Here is an 18,185-nt window from a genome sequence, read left to right as displayed (position 1 = left end):
TCCTATGTATTCCAAAAGTGGAATGTTGAAAGGCTTCCGAAAAGGAAAAAGTTAATTAACACAATCATGAAAGATCCAATATTCAGAAAGGCTAGCGTCCTTCCATACATTTGTTTCCGAATTTTCAAGTATAAAAACACACTGTATCCGATAAGCAAAATAAATGAGCCAATGATCTTCGTGTCCAGCCAGGAAACCCCAGGCACTTTTATATAAGCCCATTGAATCCCCAGAATGAGGGAGACCACTAATAATGGAACGCCTATCACTGCAAGGACATAAGACATATGCTCGAGCTTTGTCAAATCACCGAGTCGAAGCAGGCGCTTTCCCCACTTCTTCCGTTTCAATAAATCATATTGAATTAAGTATAAAAGAGAAAAAACGAAAGAAAGCGTGAATGCCCCATAAGATAGGATGGCAAAAGTGATATGTATGAGCAATAGCTCTGAAACCAGACGCTGTGCAAGCACTTGAGATTCTATCTGAACAGGTGCAAAGGTATGGATGGCCATAACCATGAAACCTAATACATTCGTAAAAAAGACCGTAAAATCGACTCTTAGCAATCGATTAATGATTAAAGATAATGATATGAGGACCCATGCATAAAAATATAGGCCTTCGAATATCGTCAATACCGGGAACCTTCCCGTTTTCAACACATACAGAAACAAAAAAATTGTTTGCAGTACCCAAACAATAGAAAGCAACCAGAAGGCGACCCTATTCGCCTTCTGGTTATTATTAAGGAAATCAATAAAATATAAAAGCATACTGATGGCATACAACAACACAGTGGCTTCATGCAATCTTGTCATTAGTAATTCCATATCTACCTCGTTACTGGACAGGAACTGGATTCAATAGGGATGCCTTGGAGCTGTTCCGTTCTTTTTCATCCGCAACCAGCTGGTCTTCAATCAATTCCTCTAAATTGAAGATTTTCACGAAATTATTTAATTGCTCTTTAGCATTCGGTTCATCTGCCAGCTCTTTAGCATAAAGAATCGGATCTTTCAGCATTTGGTTGATGATGCTTTTCGTATGCTTGTTCAGGACTTTTTTGTCGCGTTCGCTCAAATGCGGAAGTTTTCTTTCGATGCTTTCCATCGTTTCCTTTTGTATCGATAGGGATTTTTCCCGTAAGGAAGAAATGACGGGAACCACACCAAGCAAATTAATCCATTGGTTGAAGTCCACTATTTCAGATTCAATCATCAATTCAATTTTCTCGGCAGCTTTCTTCCGTTCTTCGATATTGGCCTGAACGATCCCTTCAAGATCGTCAATGTCATACAAGAAGACATTTTCCAGCTCGGCCAATGTTGGATCGAGGTCACGTGGCACTGCGATATCGACCATGAAAATAGGACGCCCTTTACGAAGCTTATTGACGAATGACATCATTTCCTTTGTTACAAGAAGATCTTTTGATCCAGTGGAAGTAATCAGGATATCGGCTTCCACTAAAGCGCATTGCAGTTCTTGTAACTGTTTCGCCGTACCATTGAATCTCTCAGCCAGGTCGACCGCTTTCTGAAAGGTGCGGTTAATGACTGTAATGCTGTCGGCGCCATTGCTATGCAGATTTTGAATGGCCAGCTCACCCATCTTACCAGCCCCAAGAATCAAGACATTCTTGCCGTTCAGGCCTCCAAAGATTTTTTTTGCAAGCTCGACTGCCGCATAGCTGACGGAAACGGCATTGGTATTGATTTCGGTTTCCGAATGGGCTTTTTTAGCTAATGTAAGGGCTTGCTTAAAGAGATGGTTAAAAACGGTACCGATCGTATCTTCCTTCTGCCCTAACAGATAGCTTGAACGTACTTGTCCCAAAATCTGAGTTTCTCCCAGTATCATCGAATTCAAGCCGCAGGTAACTGAAAATAAATGCTCGACTGCCCCATCGCCTTCATAAATGAACAGATATTTAGAAAATTCTTCTTTATCGATATTAAACCATTCCGAAAGAAATTCCTTTATATAATACCTGCTTGTATGAAGCTGGTCACCAACCGCATATATTTCCGTTCTGTTACATGTTGAAATAATAATATTTTCCAAGATGCTTTTTTTATTTTTAAGAGCTTTCATTGCCTCGGCAAGTTCGGCTTCGTTAAACGATAGTTTTTCCCGAATTTCTACAGGGGCAGTTTTGTAATTTATACCAACCGCTAGAATATGCATCCTTTTGTTTTGCACCCCCAAAATTTTTCATGTAAATTTATTATACCATGTACTAAAATGGTTTCACGCAAATAATATGAACAGTTTATGAAAACGTATGCTACCATGAAAAGACAGCCAAAACGCCTGAATGGCTACAAAAGGTGCCTAAGCGAGATTTCTAAGTTACATACATATTTCGACATTGTGTACAAAAGTACCATATCAAAAATGGCAAAAAACTTCAAGTAATCGAATTGCATAGGAGGATAAAATGAAAACGCAGCGTATTTTCCCAGGAATCGTTTTAATCGGTTTCGGACTCTATTTTTTTCTTGAACGCTCCCAAATCGAAATCTTTCCAGGCTTTTTCAGCTGGCCCACTTTATTATGTATAGTTGGTGCCGCCTTCCTGATTCAGGCATATAGCGGTAATGAATATGAGTCCATCCTGCCAGGCGTAATCTTACTGGGGTTCGGGGCTCACTTCCACATCGTCGAGAATCTGGATATTTGGCCGGATAATATAGGTATCTTTATTTTAATCATCTCGCTGGGATTTATTCTCCGGGCACGTAAAACAAATTCTGGAATGTTTCACGGAATGATCATACTCATCATCTCGATCCTATTCTTATTCTATGATAAAATCACTACGTCTTTCGGGATTGTTGAAACAAGCACTGCGAACATCGAAAGGTTTTGGCCATTTGCCTTGATGGCAATCGGCATTTATTTTTTGGTTCGAAAAAAATGAAAATTGCCGATTCGCAATGTATTACGGATTTCATATGAAAAAGGGTATTCCAGATGCGGAATACCCCTTTCTTTTACATATATTTCTTAAGGACGCCCCATGCTTGTTCCTTACCTTCGCCTGTTTCACCAGAGAATAGAAGCAATTCATCTTCTTTTTCCATATTTAACGTTTGGCGTGTGATTTTCAAATGTTTCTGCCATTTGCCTTTTGGGATTTTATCCGCTTTGGTCGCAATAACGATCCGGGGCAAATCATAATGCTTCAGGAATTCATACATTGCGATATCATCCTTTGTCGGCGGATGACGCAAGTCGACGATCAGAAGCGCAGCGCGGAGCTGATCACGGGAAGTGAAGTACGTTTCGATCATTCTCCCCCAAGCATCACGCTCCGTCTTAGATACTTTTGCATAACCATAACCCGGTACATCCACAAAATGGAGGGACTCATTTATGATATAAAAATTCAAGGTCTGCGTCTTACCCGGTTTAGAGGATGTGCGCGCCAAGTTTTTTCGATTGATCATTTTGTTAATGAAACTGGATTTCCCAACGTTGGAACGGCCTGCCAAGGCAAATTCCGGTATTGGAGTATTTGGATATTGTTCAGGCTTCACAGCACTGATGACAATATCTGAACTCGTCACTTTCATTCGTTCACACCTACCAATGCATGTTCAAGGACTTCATCGACGTGTGAAACTGGAACAAAAGTTAATGCTTTACGGACACTTTCCGGGATATCATCAATATCCTTTTCGTTATTTTGCGGGATGATGATTTTCGTAAGTCCTGCGCGATGGGCCGCTAAAGATTTTTCTTTAAGCCCGCCGATCGGAAGAACCCGTCCGCGTAATGTAATTTCGCCTGTCATGCCTACCTCTTTTCTGATCGGCCTATTTGTAAGGGCCGATATTAACGCTGTTGCAATCGTGATGCCTGCAGAAGGGCCATCTTTCGGGACCGCACCTTCAGGGACATGAATATGAATATCATATTTTTCATGGAAGTTTGCATCAATCTGAAGTTTCTCTGTTTTTGAACGGACATAACTGAAAGCAGCCTGGGCTGATTCTTTCATGACATCGCCAAGCTTTCCTGTCAGGATCAGCTTGCCTTTACCTGGTGATAAGGAAACCTCGATTTGCAGCGTATCGCCGCCTACCGACGTGTATGCTAAACCATTAGCTACACCGACTTGGTTCTCGACTTCCGCCTGTCCATAATGAAACATGGTTTTCCCTAAAAACTCCTCGACATTCTTTTCGGAAATGACGACCCGCTTTTTATCTCCGGACACGATGATTTTTGCAGTCTTCCGACAGATGCTTGCAAGCTGTCGCTCCAGACTCCGAACACCGGCTTCCCGAGTATAGTAACGGATGATTTTAGTAAGAGCTTCCTCACGGATTTGCAGTTGTGTCTTCAATAGGCCATGGTTTTCCAGCTGTCTAGGCAGCAAGTGATCCTTGGCTATATGAAGCTTCTCTATCTCAGTATAACCTGCAATCGAAATGATTTCCATACGATCACGAAGCGGACCGGGAATCGATCCCAAATTATTCGCTGTCGCCACGAACATGACTTTGGATAGATTGTAGGTTTCTTCAATATAATGATCGCTGAAATTATGATTTTGCTCTGGATCGAGCACTTCCAGCATCGCTGCAGATGGATCTCCCCTAAAGTCATTGGACATCTTATCCACTTCATCCAGTAAAAAGACTGGATTGATCGTTCCGGCTTTTTTCATGCCTTGAATGATCCGTCCCGGCATCGCCCCTACATATGTGCGGCGATGTCCGCGGATTTCTGATTCATCCCGCACCCCACCTAAGGAGATACGGACGAAATTCCTATTCAGGGATGATGCGATCGATTTAGCCAAGCTGGTTTTCCCTACCCCTGGTGGTCCCACCAAGCAAAGGATCGGTCCCTTCAATGAATTGGTCAATTGCTGAACGGCTAAATACTCAAGCACCCGTTCCTTCACCTTTTCCAATCCATGGTGGTCCCGATTCAGGATTTTTTCGGCTTTATGAATGTTCAAATCATCTTTGGTCGATTTGGTCCAAGGAAGCGAGATCAACCATTCGATATAATTGCGGATGACAGAACTCTCTGCCGAGCTGGAAGGAACTTTTTCATAACGGTCCAATTCCTTTAATGCCGTTTCTTTGATGTGCTCAGGCATCCCCGCTTCTTCTATCTTTTCGTTGAGGACCTCAATTTCCCCTGTCTTTCCTTCTTTATCGCCCAATTCCTTTTGGATCGCTTTCATTTGTTCACGTAAATAATATTCTTTTTGAGTCCGTTCCATTGAACGCTTAACACGCTGGCCGATCTTTTTCTCGAGAAAAAGAACTTCTTTCTCGTTATTGATGATCTCGATTACACGGCTTAAACGCTCTTTCATATCAATGGTCTCCAGAACTTCTTGCTTCTCCTTCAATTTCAAAGGCAAATGGGAAGCGATTATATCCGCTAATCGCCCAGGCTCTTCAATATCCGAAGTGGACGAAAACGTTTCACCGGTTATTTTCTTGGACATTTTTATGTATTGTTCAAAATAATCCAGTAGGGTGCGCATTAACGCTTGATGTTCAGCATCCTTTTCATCACTGTCTTCATATATTTTAATCTTGGCACCATAATGTGTCTCATAATCGTAAAATTCAATGACCTCTCCGCGGTTCAACCCTTCCACCAACACCCGGATTGTACCATTCGGAAGCTTCAACATCTGTTTTACCTTTGTTAAAGTTCCCATTGTAAATAAATCTTCTTCACCTGGTTCGTCCAACGAAACATCTTGTTGTGTCGTCAAAAATATAAGATGGTCTTCCACCATTGCTTTCTCAAGGGCTTGTACCGATTTATCTCGGCCTACATCTAAATGAAGTACCATCGTTGGATATACAAGCAGTCCTCTAAGCGGCAGGAGGGGGACGATGATTTCTTTATCAGTCATTTCCTGACACCTCCATCTAATTAGTATCGTCGTTGTAAACTATTTACCCATGTTCTCAACCTTTTAACAATTCTATCCTATTTATATAGAAGTGTCTATTCGTTTACCTTAACACGTTTCGACTGCTATTATTATCTCCAATATCAGATAAAAAAGCACGTCTGAATGCGTGTTAATTTTCACGTCAAGTCTGTCGGGAATGCCAATATGGTCCTTAAAATGCCCCGGTTCTGTTTTTAGCCGGGGCATTTCCTTTATACACTTTCTTTTTTTGACAGGTCCAAGGTAGTGAGGATTTGTTCCGACATCAATTCCTTTTTCAGTGCCAGATCCAGCACTTCTTTCACATTCGAAACGGGAATGATTTCTATATCCTTGATTTCTGTTAGTAGTGGCTGCATGTTTTCGGCTGGGATGATCACTTTCTTTGCCCCGGCAAGTTTAGCCGCCTTGATTTTCGGAATGACACCGCCGATCGGTTTAACGCCACCATGAATGCTTATTTCTCCAGTCATCGCCACGGTGTGGTCAACAGGGATTTTATATATGGCCGAGTATATGCCCGTGGCCATTGCAATTCCTGCGGAAGGTCCATCTACGGGACTTCCGCCTGGAAAGTTCACATGGATATCGAATTGGCTAGCAGGCACTCCCATCGATCGTAAAACCGTAATGACATTTTCAATCGAACCTTTTGCCATGCTCTTGCGGCGAACCGATTTGCCTCCCCCGCCGCCGAGACTTTCTTCTTCAACGATGCCGGTGATGTTTATCGAACCTTTTTCATCAGCGGCAGCCATGACCGTAACCTCGATTTCCAGTAAGGCACCGCTGTTGGGACCATAGACTGCAAGACCGTTGACAAGGCCTATTTTAGAATTCGATTCTATCTTCCTGTCCATTCTTTGGGTCAGCTGACTGCTATGGGCCATCCAATCTATATCTTCTTCTCTGATAAAAGTCCTGTTCTCATTAATGGATATTCCAGCAAGAGTCTGAATCATGTTGACAGCCTCCCTGCCATTTCGGGCATAATCTGAAATCGACTGCAAGCCATTTTCACTGATGGTGATCCCCACTTTATCTGAAGCATTCTTAGCGACGGTGATAATTTCTTCCCGATCTAGTTCACGGAAAAACACTTCGATGCATCTTGAGCGTATCGCAGGCGCGATTTCATTTGGCGTTCTAGTTGTGGCTCCAATCAATCGAAAGTCAGCCGGTAGTCCATTTTTAAAAATATCATGGATGTGAGTGGGAATATTTTGATTTTCCTCTTGATAATAAGCACTTTCCAGAAAGACCTTACGATCCTCCAATACCTTTAACAGTTTATTCATCTGTATGGGATGAAGCTCCCCTATTTCATCTATGAACAGTACGCCTCCATGAGCATTGCTGACTGCACCCTGCTTTGGCTGCGGAATGCCAGCCTGACCCATTGCCCCGGCTCCTTGGTAAATTGGATCGTGCACAGAACCAATGAGCGGATCAGCTATCCCTCGTTCATCGAACCTGGCTGTAGTGGCGTCCAATTCAACGAAAACGGCCGAATTCTTAAAAGGGGACTTGCCATTTTTCTTCGCCTCTTCCAAAACAAGTCTGGCAGCTGCCGTTTTCCCTACCCCTGGAGGGCCGTAAATTATCACATGCTGGGGATTTGGTCCACATAAAGCAGCTTTTAAAGATTTAATCCCATCTTCTTGACCGATGATTTCATCGAATGTGCTTGGTCTAACCTTTTCTGCCAATGGCTCCGTTAACGAAATCGATCTCATCTTCCGTAATTGATCCATCTCCTTACGTGAATCACGGTCAATGGAAACTTTTTGTGTTCGCTGGCCTTTCAATAAGTTTAAAAAATACAATCCAATAATAATCCCAAAAAATAGCTGGATAAACAACGCCAATCCTGTCCAATTCATCGCATTCCCTCCTGCACTCTCCTAGTTTGTCATTTCTGTTAGTATCTCCTTTGGAAGGGCGAAATTATCCAAGAAATTCGTGTTGAAAATTTTGGCGTTTTTATCCTAAATATCAACAAGTTGAAAAAAGGGACAAAGAAAAAGACTGCCAGGATGAACTGGCAGTCTTGCTTTTCCTTAATAATCAAGCAGATGTTTTCTTTTCTTGACCTTTGATGGTGGTACCGTCTTTAAGGACAAGTTTTGGTGATTCATTTTTCGAAATCGTGCTGCCTGTGATTACACATTTTGCAACATCATCACGTGAAGGCAGATCGAACATCACTTCAAGAATGATGCCTTCGATGATGGATCGCAGACCACGTGCACCAGTTTTACGTTCAATTGCCTTTTTAGCAATTTCACTTAGTGCTTCCTGTTCGAATTCCAATTCCACATCGTCAAGCTCAAGTAATTTTTGATATTGTTTAACAAGGGCATTTTTCGGCTTTGTAAGGATTTCAATCAAAGCGGCTTCATCCAATTGCTCAAGAGTCGCAATTACCGGAAGACGTCCGATGAATTCCGGAATTAATCCGAAACGAAGCAAGTCTTCAGGAAGGACTTTGGAAAGCAATTCTTTTTCTGCGATATCATCCTTTTTCACATCAGAGCCAAAGCCAATGACTTTTTGACCCAGACGGCGTTTGATGATCGGTTCGATGCCATCAAAGGCGCCGCCGCAGATGAATAAAATATTGGTCGTATCGATTTGGATGAATTCCTGATGCGGATGTTTACGTCCACCTTGAGGCGGAACGCTTGCAACCGTTCCTTCAAGAATTTTCAATAAAGCCTGTTGCACACCTTCACCAGAAACGTCACGTGTAATAGAAGGATTTTCCGATTTACGGGCAACTTTATCGATTTCATCAATATAAATGATGCCTTTTTCCGCTTTTTCCACATCATAATCAGCTGCTTGGATCAATTTTAGAAGGATGTTTTCGACATCTTCCCCAACATATCCAGCTTCCGTCAATGAAGTGGCATCAGCAATGGCAAAAGGTACATTCAGTAATCGCGCCAATGTTTGCGCAAGCAGGGTTTTCCCGCTTCCAGTCGGTCCAATTAGGGCTATGTTACTTTTAGAAAGCTCGACATCGTCGACTTTGCTATTGGAATTGATACGTTTATAATGGTTGTAAACAGCGACAGCCAACGATTTCTTTGCCTGTTCTTGTCCAATCACATATTCGTCAAGAATTTCACGGATTTCCATAGGTTTAGGAACATCCCTGAATTCTACTTCTTCATCAGTGCCCAGCTCTTCTTCGACGATCTCCGTACAAAGTTCTATACACTCGTCACAAATATAGACACCTGGACCAGCAACCAGTTTACGGACTTGTTCTTGTGTTTTACCGCAAAAAGAACATTTTAACTGTCCTTTTTCATCATTAAATTTAAACATGTACGTTCACCCCTTTAAATACTCTTCCAACTCTATTACATAGCGGTACCCAATCGTAATGAAAAAAATCGGGCGCACATCTACTTAAACATTCCAAAATCCCTAGTATGTTTTGCATTTTATCATGTTCTTGGAAGTTTAGTAACAAAAATGCTCGCGGTCCGAGTTGTTAATTAAGTACAATAATCAATCAATATGTATATGCCCTTTACCAGTATGCCCAAAACTTTGGATTTTTAAAAGCAGGATTTGCTGTATAAATATGTATATGCGGTATTAGAACTAATCTACACCGAAATCCAAAAAAAATCAATCAGGAAATAACCGATATTTAAAATTAACCTAATTCTCAATATGTATAAAACAAGGCACGATTACTCGCGCCTTGTTTTTTTAAAAGGAAATATTTAAATCTACTTATTTATAAAAATTATTTTGCGTCAACTGTTTTGCTGTTTTCTACCAAGAAGTCAATCGCTTTCTTAATTTTAAGATCGCCTTTGATTCCTTCTAAGTTTCCAAGAGCTTGTTTGATCGCGTCAACTTCCATATTGTACATAGTAGCCATTTGTGCAAGTTCTGCTTCTACATCTTCGTCAGTCGCTTCAAGTTTTTCAACTTCAGCGATCGCTTCAAGAGTTAGGCTCGTACGAACTTGCCCTTCAGCTTCTTCTTTCATTTGCGCTTTTAAAGCTTCTTCGTCTTGACCTGAGAATTGGTAGTAAAGTTCCAAATTAAGACCTTGAGATTGAATGCGTTGAGAGAATTCATTCATCATGCGGTCAACTTCGTTTGAAATCATCGCTTCAGGAACGTCCATTTCTGCACCTTCAACAGCTTTACCAATTACAGTGTTTTGAATGAAGTTTTCTTCTTCATGTTTTTTGTCATGCTCTAATTTATGTTTTGTTTTTTCTTTAAGTTCAGCCAAAGTTTCCACTTCGTCGTCGACATCTTTCGCGAACTCATCATCCAATTCAGGAAGTTGTTTTGTTTTGATTTCGTGAATTTTCACTTTGAATACCGCTGGTTTACCTGCAAGTTCAGCAGCATGGTATTCTTCAGGGAATGTAACTTCAATATCTTTTTCAGCTCCAGTTTCAAGACCAACTAGTTGCTCTTCAAATCCGGGAATGAAAGAGTTTGAACCGATTTCCAATGAATGGTTTTCTGAAGCTCCGCCTTCGAATGCTTCACCATCTACGAATCCTTCAAAATCAAGAACGACTGTATCGCCTTCAGCAGCTTGTCCTTCTTCTTTAACAACAAGCTCAGCTTGACGCTCTTGCAAAGTTTTCAATTCGTTTTCAACATCTTCGTCAGTTACTTCAGTATTGAATTTTTCAACTTCAACACCTTTGTAATCTCCCAATTTAACTTCTGGCTTAACTGTTACAGTTGCAGTGAAGATCAGGTTTTCGCCTTTTTCCATTTTTTCGATGTCGATTTCTGGACGATCTACAGGCTGAATTCCAGCTTCTTCGACAGCATTTGCATAAGCATCCGGAAGAATGATATCAAGCGCATCTTGGTAAAGCGATTCTACGCCGAATTTTTTTTCGAACATTTGACGTGGCATTTTACCTTTACGGAAGCCAGGTACATTTACTTGTTTCACTACTTTTTTGAAAGCGGCGTCTAAACCTTCGTTTACTTTTGCAGCGTCAACTTCAATTGTTAGTACGCCTTGATTACCTTCTTGTTTTTCCCATTTTACAGACATGTGTTTCCCTCCAAAAAATCTATATACTTCAATAATAAGCATTGGATGAATATGCTTTGCAAGTCTTAACAAGTCATCCTTCAAATATACCCAAAAAAAATATTGGGGAAATCGTCAAAATTAGACGATTGTACATTACAACCACTACATTATACCACAGGATTAATCTGTTACAACAGCAATAGCTTAAATAATGGGATAAGAAATTTCTTCAATTTCTTTTATAAAGGAAAGAATATCAGCCACGTTTTCCTCATCAGCCTGGTAAAGGCCGGATAAGCCCCTCCCGAAAACTTCCCCGGTCATGTATTCTTCCGCCAAGGAGTGGTAGGCAGCTGCCCATGCAGGCAAGCTTTCAGCGCCGGGTTCAAAAGGAAACAATAAAAAAGAATGACGTTCGATCAAACTATGGACCATTTCAAATAAGCTTGGGTTATCCTGACTGATTTCCTCTTCGGTCAGTCCGGTTACCTTCTTATAGAATTCCGTCTCCTTCAAACTTTTCAATTCCCTTGGTATGACCGGCTTCGATTGATTGAATTTCCGCAGAGTCAATTCCTCGTTATATTCCTGGTCGATGAGGATGTTAAGAAGCATCGTTTTAAAGAAAGGGTGTCCCTCATCTTTTTGTAGAAATTCTTCGATTTGAGGGATAAACGGCCGAATATTGATATTCGTGAGTTTTGAAATGACCATTAGCATTTCATTATCCGTTTTCCCTTCAAAAAGTTCATCCTCCTGCAATTCCTCTGAAAGCTGCTGATTTTGCCTTTCCTTCTCCTCTTTTTTATCCTCAAGGGCCCTTTTACTGAACTGAAGCATCTTTTCGAAATGTTCCTCTTTATCAAAGGGAATTTGGCTTTCTTCAAATAGAAGCTCAATCGTCGTGACCATTTCCTGATGCTCGCCTAATTGCAGCAGTACCATCAAATAAATATTGATCAGTTGAAAATAGTCACCGATACCTTTATGCAGCATCTCTATACACAACTCTTTTGACTCCTGGTAATACTCAAGCTCGACTAGCGAGACCACTAGCCCCATGCAAACTTCATCATTTTCGGGCTCATATTCCCTGGCTTGGCTGAAAAGCTGTGCAGCCTCTTTAAAGTTTCTGTTTCCAAGCTCATCCAGTCCTTTTACAATCAGCCTTTCACCGAGATTTGGAAAGGCGATAATTTTGGTTTCTCCAGCCTTCTTTTGGTTGTTCTCATCATCCATCCTATTTTCCGCCTCACCGTTCGCTTTTTGAGAAACAGTTTAGCATGTAATAGCAGGAAACACAAAAATTTATATGGGCGGATGAACGTCTTTCCGTCTTTTCCGATAAAAAAAATCCCGCTTCCTTTCAAATAAGAAAGGAGAACGGGAAATGATCTTTTTCTATTAAATACTCGAAACAGCCTTTTTTTGAGATTCAAAGGCAGAAATCTCTTTATCATATTGAAGCGTTATCGAAATTTCATCCCAGCCTTTGATGAGCATTTCCTTCCAATATGGATGAATTTCAAAACTTGTTTCAAACCCTTGACCATCTTTCAATGTCTGATTGGGAAGGTCGATCGTCAACTCATAATCGGGTGCCGTCACTCTCTCCATTAAATAGTTTACTTCAGTCTGGGTTAAGGCGATGGGGACCATGCCATTTTTCATGCAATTACTTTTAAAGATATCTGCATAAGACGGAGCGATGATGATATCGAATCCATAGTCTTTCAATGACCAAGGGGCATGCTCACGCGAAGAACCACAGCCAAAATTTTCACCTGCTATTAAAATGGACGTGTTTTGATTATGCGGCTGATTCAATTCAAATTCAGGACGTTTTTTTCCATTTTCATCAAAACGCCAGTTATAGAATAAAAATTCGCCAAATCCGCTTCGCTCAATCCTTTTTAAAAATTGCTTTGGAATGATTTGGTCCGTATCCACGTTTTTTCGGTCAAGTGCCGCCGCTCTTCCTTTATATATAGTAATGGGTTCCATTTTCTGCACCTCCGGTTAATTCGTATTCTTAATGGACTTGTTCAGCTCTTTTCAAATTCCTAATATCGACAAATTTCCCATGTATGGCGGCCGCGGCAGCCATAGCCGGACTAACCAGGTGTGTTCTTGCCCCAGCCCCTTGCCTGCCTTCAAAGTTCCGATTACTCGTGGAGGCACAATGCTCACCGGCTGGAACCACGTCAGGGTTCATGCTCAGGCACATGCTGCAGCCCGATTCGCGCCATTCGAAGCCCGCAGATTTGAAAACCTCATCCAACCCTTCATCTTCCGCTTGCCTTTTGACGCTTTGTGAACCGGGAACGACCATCGCCCGAACCCCTTTTTGAACAGTTTGGCCTTCGATCATTTCTGCGGCTTGCCGTAAGTCCTCAATGCGTGAATTGGTACACGACCCTATGAATACATGTTGTACGGGAATTTCCGTGATCGGCATGCCTTCCTCAAGACCCATATACTCAATCGCTCGATTCAGTTCCTTAGGATCCATGATATCTTCTGCGAAGGTAGGTACATTTCCGTCCACCCCACTAGCCATTCCAGGATTTGTCCCCCAGCTGACCATTGGTGAAATCAGACTGCCATCAAGAATGATTTCTTGATCATATACAGCATCCCCATCACTGGAAAGCGACTTCCAGTCCTGGACACATTGCTCGAACTCTTCTCCTTTCGGCAAATATTTACGTCCTTTCAAATAAGAGAACGTTGTTTCATCGGGAGCTACCAGCCCCGCTCTTGCCCCGCCTTCGATCGACATATTACAAACCGTCATTCTCTCTTCCATTGACATATCCCGGAAAACTTCACCACAATACTCAATGACATGTCCCGTACCGAAATCGACGCCGAATTTAGAAATCACATATAAAATGACATCTTTCGCCATGACGCCATGACCAAGTTTGCCATTAACCTCAAGCTTTAATGTTTTGGGTTTTGTTTGCCATAGGGTTTGTGTGGCCAAAACATGCTCGACCTCACTCGTACCGATTCCAAACGCAATCGAGCCAAACGCACCATGTGTGGAGGTATGGCTGTCTCCGCAGACAATCGTCATCCCTGGCTGTGTAAGCCCTAATTCCGGCCCGATAACGTGAACGATACCTTGTTCCGGGCTGTCTAAATCAGCAAGGCGGATACCGAACTCCTTACAGTTTTGCTCAAGTGCCTCTAATTGTTTCCTTGCAATATCATCCTCGATGAAATAGCGATTAACAGTTGGCACATTATGATCCATCGTCGCGAAAGTACGGTCGGGTCTCCTGACTTTGCGTCCTTTTAATCTCAGCCCTTCAAATGCTTGCGGAGAGGTCACTTCATGAATATATTGAAGGTCTATATATATTAAATCCGGTTTATTCTCCTCTTCATTTACAATATGACGATCCCATATTTTCTCGATTATCGATTTTCCCATCTTTATCCCACCTCGTTCAAACTCATATTTTTTTAAAAAACACGGCCTAATGTTAGGCCGTGAAAGAAGTTTATGCGTAAGCTCCCATGATGTTGGAAATGGCTTCCTGGTCTAAAAGATTTGCTTTTATTTCTGCAATCATCTCTGAAGTAGACGTAATATTCGGTTGGCCATTTGCGATATCACCTGTTCTCAAGCCATATTCAAGGACCGTTTCCACCGCCTTCTCAACGGCTTGTGCCTCATCTTCCAAACCGAAGGATAGACGCAGCATGGAAGCTGCTGATAAAATCGTCCCAATCGGATTAGCCAGGTTTTTGCCGGCAATATCCGGGGCGGAACCATGAATCGGTTCATATAGATTAGGCCCTTTTGTTGATATAGAGGCGGAAGGAAGCATTCCAAGCGAGCCAGTCAATACTGAAGCTTCATCGCTTAAAATATCACCGAACATATTCTCCGTCACGATAATATCAAATTGTTTTGGGTTTTTTATCAATTGCATGGCTGCATTATCGACAAGCATATGTTCAAGCATTACATCCGGATAGTCCTTGGCAATTTCTTCAGCCGTCTCACGCCACATCCTGCTGGATTCAAGAACATTCGCTTTATCCACAGATGTTACTTTTTTCTTTCGATCCGATGCTAATGCAAAAGCAAGTTCAATGATGCGCTTCATTTCGCTTTTCTGATAGAAAAGTGTATCGACGACCGCCTCTTTCCCTTCTTTTTCAACGCGCTCACTTGGCTTTCCGAAATAAAGACCGCCAGTTAGTTCCCTGACAATCACGAAATCCACATCTTCAATGAATTCCTTTTTAAGAGGAGAAGATTCCGACAAGCTGGAATAATAGCTGATTGGACGGATGTTAGCATAAAGATTCAAATCTTTTCGGATTTTCAACAACCCTCGTTCCGGTCTTAGGTGCGCAGGCTGGTCATCCCACTTAGGTCCTCCAACGGCCCCTAATAATACCGCATCGCTGTTTTTACAAATCTCCACTGTTTCATCCGGCAGGGGCGAACCTGTGTTATCGATGGCTCCGCCTCCAATCTCACCATATTGAAACTCAAAATCGTGTCCATATCTTTGGGCAACGGCTTCGAGGATTTCTACAGCGCCTCTTGTTACTTCTTTCCCGATGCCATCTCCTTGAAGCACCGCAATATTCCTTTTCATCGAAATCTCCCCTTCCTATAGTAATACTGCTTTTTCTTCCAGTTCCTTCATGATGATCACACGGTTCACGGCATTCAAATACGCTTTAGCGGATGCCTCCAAAACGTCCTGATCAAGACCGCGGCCGCTAGTTTCCACACCGTTATAATTAATTTTCACAAAGACCTGAGCAAGGGCATCCATTCCGCCACCTACCGATTGGATTCGATAGTCCAGTAAGTTGATCTCGCTGCCCAAACATCTTTCAAGCGTGTTATATAGGGCTTCAACACTGCCTGCACCTGTAGCCGCTTCCTGAATCTCTTCATTATCGCCTTTTTTCAGTGTAACCGTCGCTGTCGCCGTCTGATGGGTACCGTGGGAAATCTGTAAGGAAACCATGTCATAAAAACTGATATCCGTCGCTTTCTCTTCAAGCACCAGCGCAACGATATCTTCATCCGTCATCGTCTTTTTATTATCGGCCAATTCCTTGAATTGGACGAATAATGAATTCATTTCCTCATCCGTTACCGTAAAGTTCAACTCTTGTAATCTTTCTTTGAAAGCATGCCGGCCTGAATGTTTCCCTAAAACGAGTGAATTGGACGAAACCCCGACGAGTTCAGGTGATATGATTTCGTATGTCGTTTTTTCTTTTAACACGCCATCCTGGTGAATGCCAGATTCATGTGCGTATGCATTGGCACCAATTATGGCTTTATTTGCAGGAACTTGCATTCCCGTAAGGCGGCTGACCAAATCACTGGTCCTTTTAATTTCATTCAATACAAGATCCGTTCCCGCTTGATAGAAATCTTTACGGATGTAGAGAGCCATAGCCACTTCTTCAAGCGCCACATTCCCGGCACGTTCACCAATTCCGTTAATTGTGCCTTCGACTTGCGTAGCCCCGCCTTCTATGGCAGCCAATGAATTGGCCGTTGCCATACCAAGATCATCATGGCAGTGTGCCGATAAACTGACTTTATCAATAGAAGGAACATGTTCACGAAGGTATCTGAAAATGTTTCCGTATTCGATTGGAGCTGCATACCCTACAGTATCCGGAATGTTAATGACCTTGGCCCCAGCTTGAATGACCGCTTCAACGATTTCAGCCAAATAGTCAAGCTCTGTACGGCTTGCATCTTCTGCAGACCATTGTACGATCGGAAAACGTGCTGCCCCGTACTTGACCATTTCAACCGACTTTTCAATCACTTGCTGCTTCGACATTTTTAACTTATATTCACGATGAATGGGCGAAGTGGCAATGAACGTATGCAATCTTGGTTCTGCGCCGCCCCTTAATGAATCCCAAGCGGCATCAATATCTCCTTTTACAGCACGCGCCAGCCCTGTGACAGAGCTGTTTTTAATTTTGCGCGCGATTTCCTGTACAGAGTTGAAATCCCCTTTGGAAGCTGCCGGAAAACCAGCTTCGATAATATCAACACCCAATCTTTCAAGCTGATAAGCAATTTCAAGTTTTTCGGTAAAATTCAAATTTACACCGGCTGATTGCTCCCCATCTCGAAGTGTAGTTTCAAATATATTAATTTTTCGCAACGGCTACCACTTCTTTCTCTTTTTGTTGAGGTTTTACAAATGGCATCATTTTTCTTAACTCACGGCCAACCACTTCGATTTGATGTTGGTTTTCACGATTATTGATAGCATTGAAGACTGGACGATTCGCTTGGTTCTCCAAGATCCATCCTTTAGCGAACTCACCGTCTTGGATGTCTTTCAAGATCGCTTTCATGGCCTCTTTCGTAGTTTCCGTCACAACGCGTGGTCCCGAAACGAAATCACCCCATTGAGCTGTGTCAGAAATGGAATAGCGCATGTTTTCCATACCGCCTTCATACATAAGGTCGATGATTAATTTAAGTTCATGTAAACACTCGAAATATGCTACTTCCGGTTGATATCCAGCTTCTGTCAAGGTTTCGAAGCCAGCTTTCACAAGGGCAGTCAATCCGCCGCAAAGTACGGCCTGTTCTCCAAATAGATCCGTTTCCGTTTCTTCCTGGAAAGTAGTTTCCAAACCGCCAGCTCTTAAAGAACCGATTCCCCGAGCGTACGCAAGGGCTAATTCTCTTGCTTCACCCGTAACATTTTGATGGATTGCGAATAATGCCGGCACCCCTGCACCTTGTTCATATGTACGGCGAACAAGATGTCCCGGACCTTTTGGAGCAACTAATAATACATCTACGTCTGCCGGAGGAACGATTTGATTGAAATGGACGTTGAATCCGTGTGCGAACATTAACGCTTGACCTGCACGCAATACCGGTTTGATTTCTTCTTGGTATACTTTGGGCTGAGTTTCATCCGGTAATAGGTTCATGATCACGTCTGCCTGTTCAGCCGCTTCTTTCACTGTGTAAACATTAAAGCCGTCTTCCACCGCTTTATCGAAAGATTTACCTTTCCTGATTCCGATGATTACATCTACACCGCTGTCACGTAGGTTTTGTGCGTGTGCGTGTCCTTGTGAACCGTATCCGATGACCGCTACCTTTTTATTGTTGAAGAAATTCTCGTTTGCCTCTGCGTTATAATATACTTTTGCCATAATAATTACATC

General features: G+C 42.3%; 14 protein-coding genes. 1 reads left to right on the top strand and 13 read right to left on the bottom strand.

Annotated features, from left to right (window positions below; all coding sequences use genetic code 11):
- Positions 1-2: 2 nt before the first annotated feature.
- Both IOC57_RS00975 and hemA read right to left on the bottom strand, forming a co-directional pair.
- Positions 3-833: a cytochrome C assembly family protein gene (locus IOC57_RS00975; protein ID WP_207436963.1), complete on the bottom strand. Its 831-nt coding sequence runs from the start codon at positions 831-833 to the stop codon at positions 3-5.
- Between the two features lie 10 nt (positions 834-843).
- Positions 844-2,190, bottom strand: coding sequence for a glutamyl-tRNA reductase (gene hemA / locus IOC57_RS00970; protein WP_207436962.1), 1,347 nt, complete (start codon positions 2,188-2,190; stop codon positions 844-846).
- A gap of 253 nt (positions 2,191-2,443) precedes the next feature.
- On the opposite strand from hemA, the gene IOC57_RS00965 reads away from it, so the two are divergent.
- Entirely contained in the window at positions 2,444-2,926 is a 483-nt protein-coding gene (locus IOC57_RS00965; protein WP_207436961.1) for a LiaI-LiaF-like domain-containing protein, read from the top strand.
- 73 nt (positions 2,927-2,999) lie between these two features.
- Here IOC57_RS00965 and yihA read toward each other — a convergent pair whose 3' ends face one another.
- The 11 genes from yihA to ilvC form a co-directional block, all read right to left on the bottom strand.
- A complete protein-coding gene (gene yihA / locus IOC57_RS00960; protein WP_207436960.1) occupies positions 3,000-3,581 on the bottom strand; it encodes a ribosome biogenesis GTP-binding protein YihA/YsxC in 582 nt (193 codons plus the stop codon).
- Complete coding sequence (gene lon, locus IOC57_RS00955) at positions 3,578-5,899, bottom strand: endopeptidase La (RefSeq protein WP_207436959.1); 2,322 nt, start codon at positions 5,897-5,899, stop codon at positions 3,578-3,580. Before lon ends, yihA begins: the two co-directional genes overlap by 4 nt.
- 254 nt (positions 5,900-6,153) lie before the next feature.
- Positions 6,154-7,824, bottom strand: coding sequence for an ATP-dependent protease LonB (lonB, locus tag IOC57_RS00950; RefSeq protein WP_207436958.1), 1,671 nt, complete (start codon positions 7,822-7,824; stop codon positions 6,154-6,156).
- 184 nt (positions 7,825-8,008) lie between these two features.
- Positions 8,009-9,277: an ATP-dependent protease ATP-binding subunit ClpX gene (gene clpX, locus IOC57_RS00945; RefSeq protein ID WP_134782382.1), complete on the bottom strand. Its 1,269-nt coding sequence runs from the start codon at positions 9,275-9,277 to the stop codon at positions 8,009-8,011.
- A 430-nt stretch (positions 9,278-9,707) separates the two neighbouring features.
- Entirely contained in the window at positions 9,708-11,000 is a 1,293-nt protein-coding gene (gene tig / locus IOC57_RS00940; RefSeq protein ID WP_207437180.1) for a trigger factor, read from the bottom strand.
- Positions 11,001-11,186: 186 nt separating this feature from the next.
- A complete protein-coding gene (locus tag IOC57_RS00935; RefSeq protein WP_207436957.1) occupies positions 11,187-12,221 on the bottom strand; it encodes a tetratricopeptide repeat protein in 1,035 nt (344 codons plus the stop codon).
- A gap of 165 nt (positions 12,222-12,386) precedes the next feature.
- Entirely contained in the window at positions 12,387-12,986 is a 600-nt protein-coding gene (gene leuD, locus IOC57_RS00930; protein WP_207436956.1) for a 3-isopropylmalate dehydratase small subunit, read from the bottom strand.
- Positions 12,987-13,014: 28 nt separating this feature from the next.
- Positions 13,015-14,424, bottom strand: a complete 1,410-nt coding sequence (gene leuC, locus IOC57_RS00925) for a 3-isopropylmalate dehydratase large subunit (RefSeq protein ID WP_207436955.1) — start codon at positions 14,422-14,424, stop codon at positions 13,015-13,017.
- A gap of 70 nt (positions 14,425-14,494) precedes the next feature.
- A complete protein-coding gene (gene leuB / locus IOC57_RS00920) occupies positions 14,495-15,607 on the bottom strand; it encodes a 3-isopropylmalate dehydrogenase (protein ID WP_207436954.1) in 1,113 nt (370 codons plus the stop codon).
- 15 nt (positions 15,608-15,622) lie between these two features.
- Positions 15,623-17,158, bottom strand: a complete 1,536-nt coding sequence (locus IOC57_RS00915; RefSeq protein WP_207436953.1) for a 2-isopropylmalate synthase — start codon at positions 17,156-17,158, stop codon at positions 15,623-15,625.
- Positions 17,145-18,173, bottom strand: a complete 1,029-nt coding sequence (ilvC, locus tag IOC57_RS00910) for a ketol-acid reductoisomerase (protein WP_063232805.1) — start codon at positions 18,171-18,173, stop codon at positions 17,145-17,147. The genes IOC57_RS00915 and ilvC overlap by 14 nt, the downstream gene beginning before the upstream one ends.
- Positions 18,174-18,185: the final 12 nt, after the last annotated feature.

The sequence above is a fragment of the Bacillus sp. SD075 genome (genome assembly GCF_017355165.1).
GTDB lineage: Bacteria > Bacillota > Bacilli > Bacillales > DSM-1321 > Peribacillus.
Note: the sequence above shows the minus strand (reverse complement) of the source record. Positions and strands in the feature narration are given on the sequence as shown.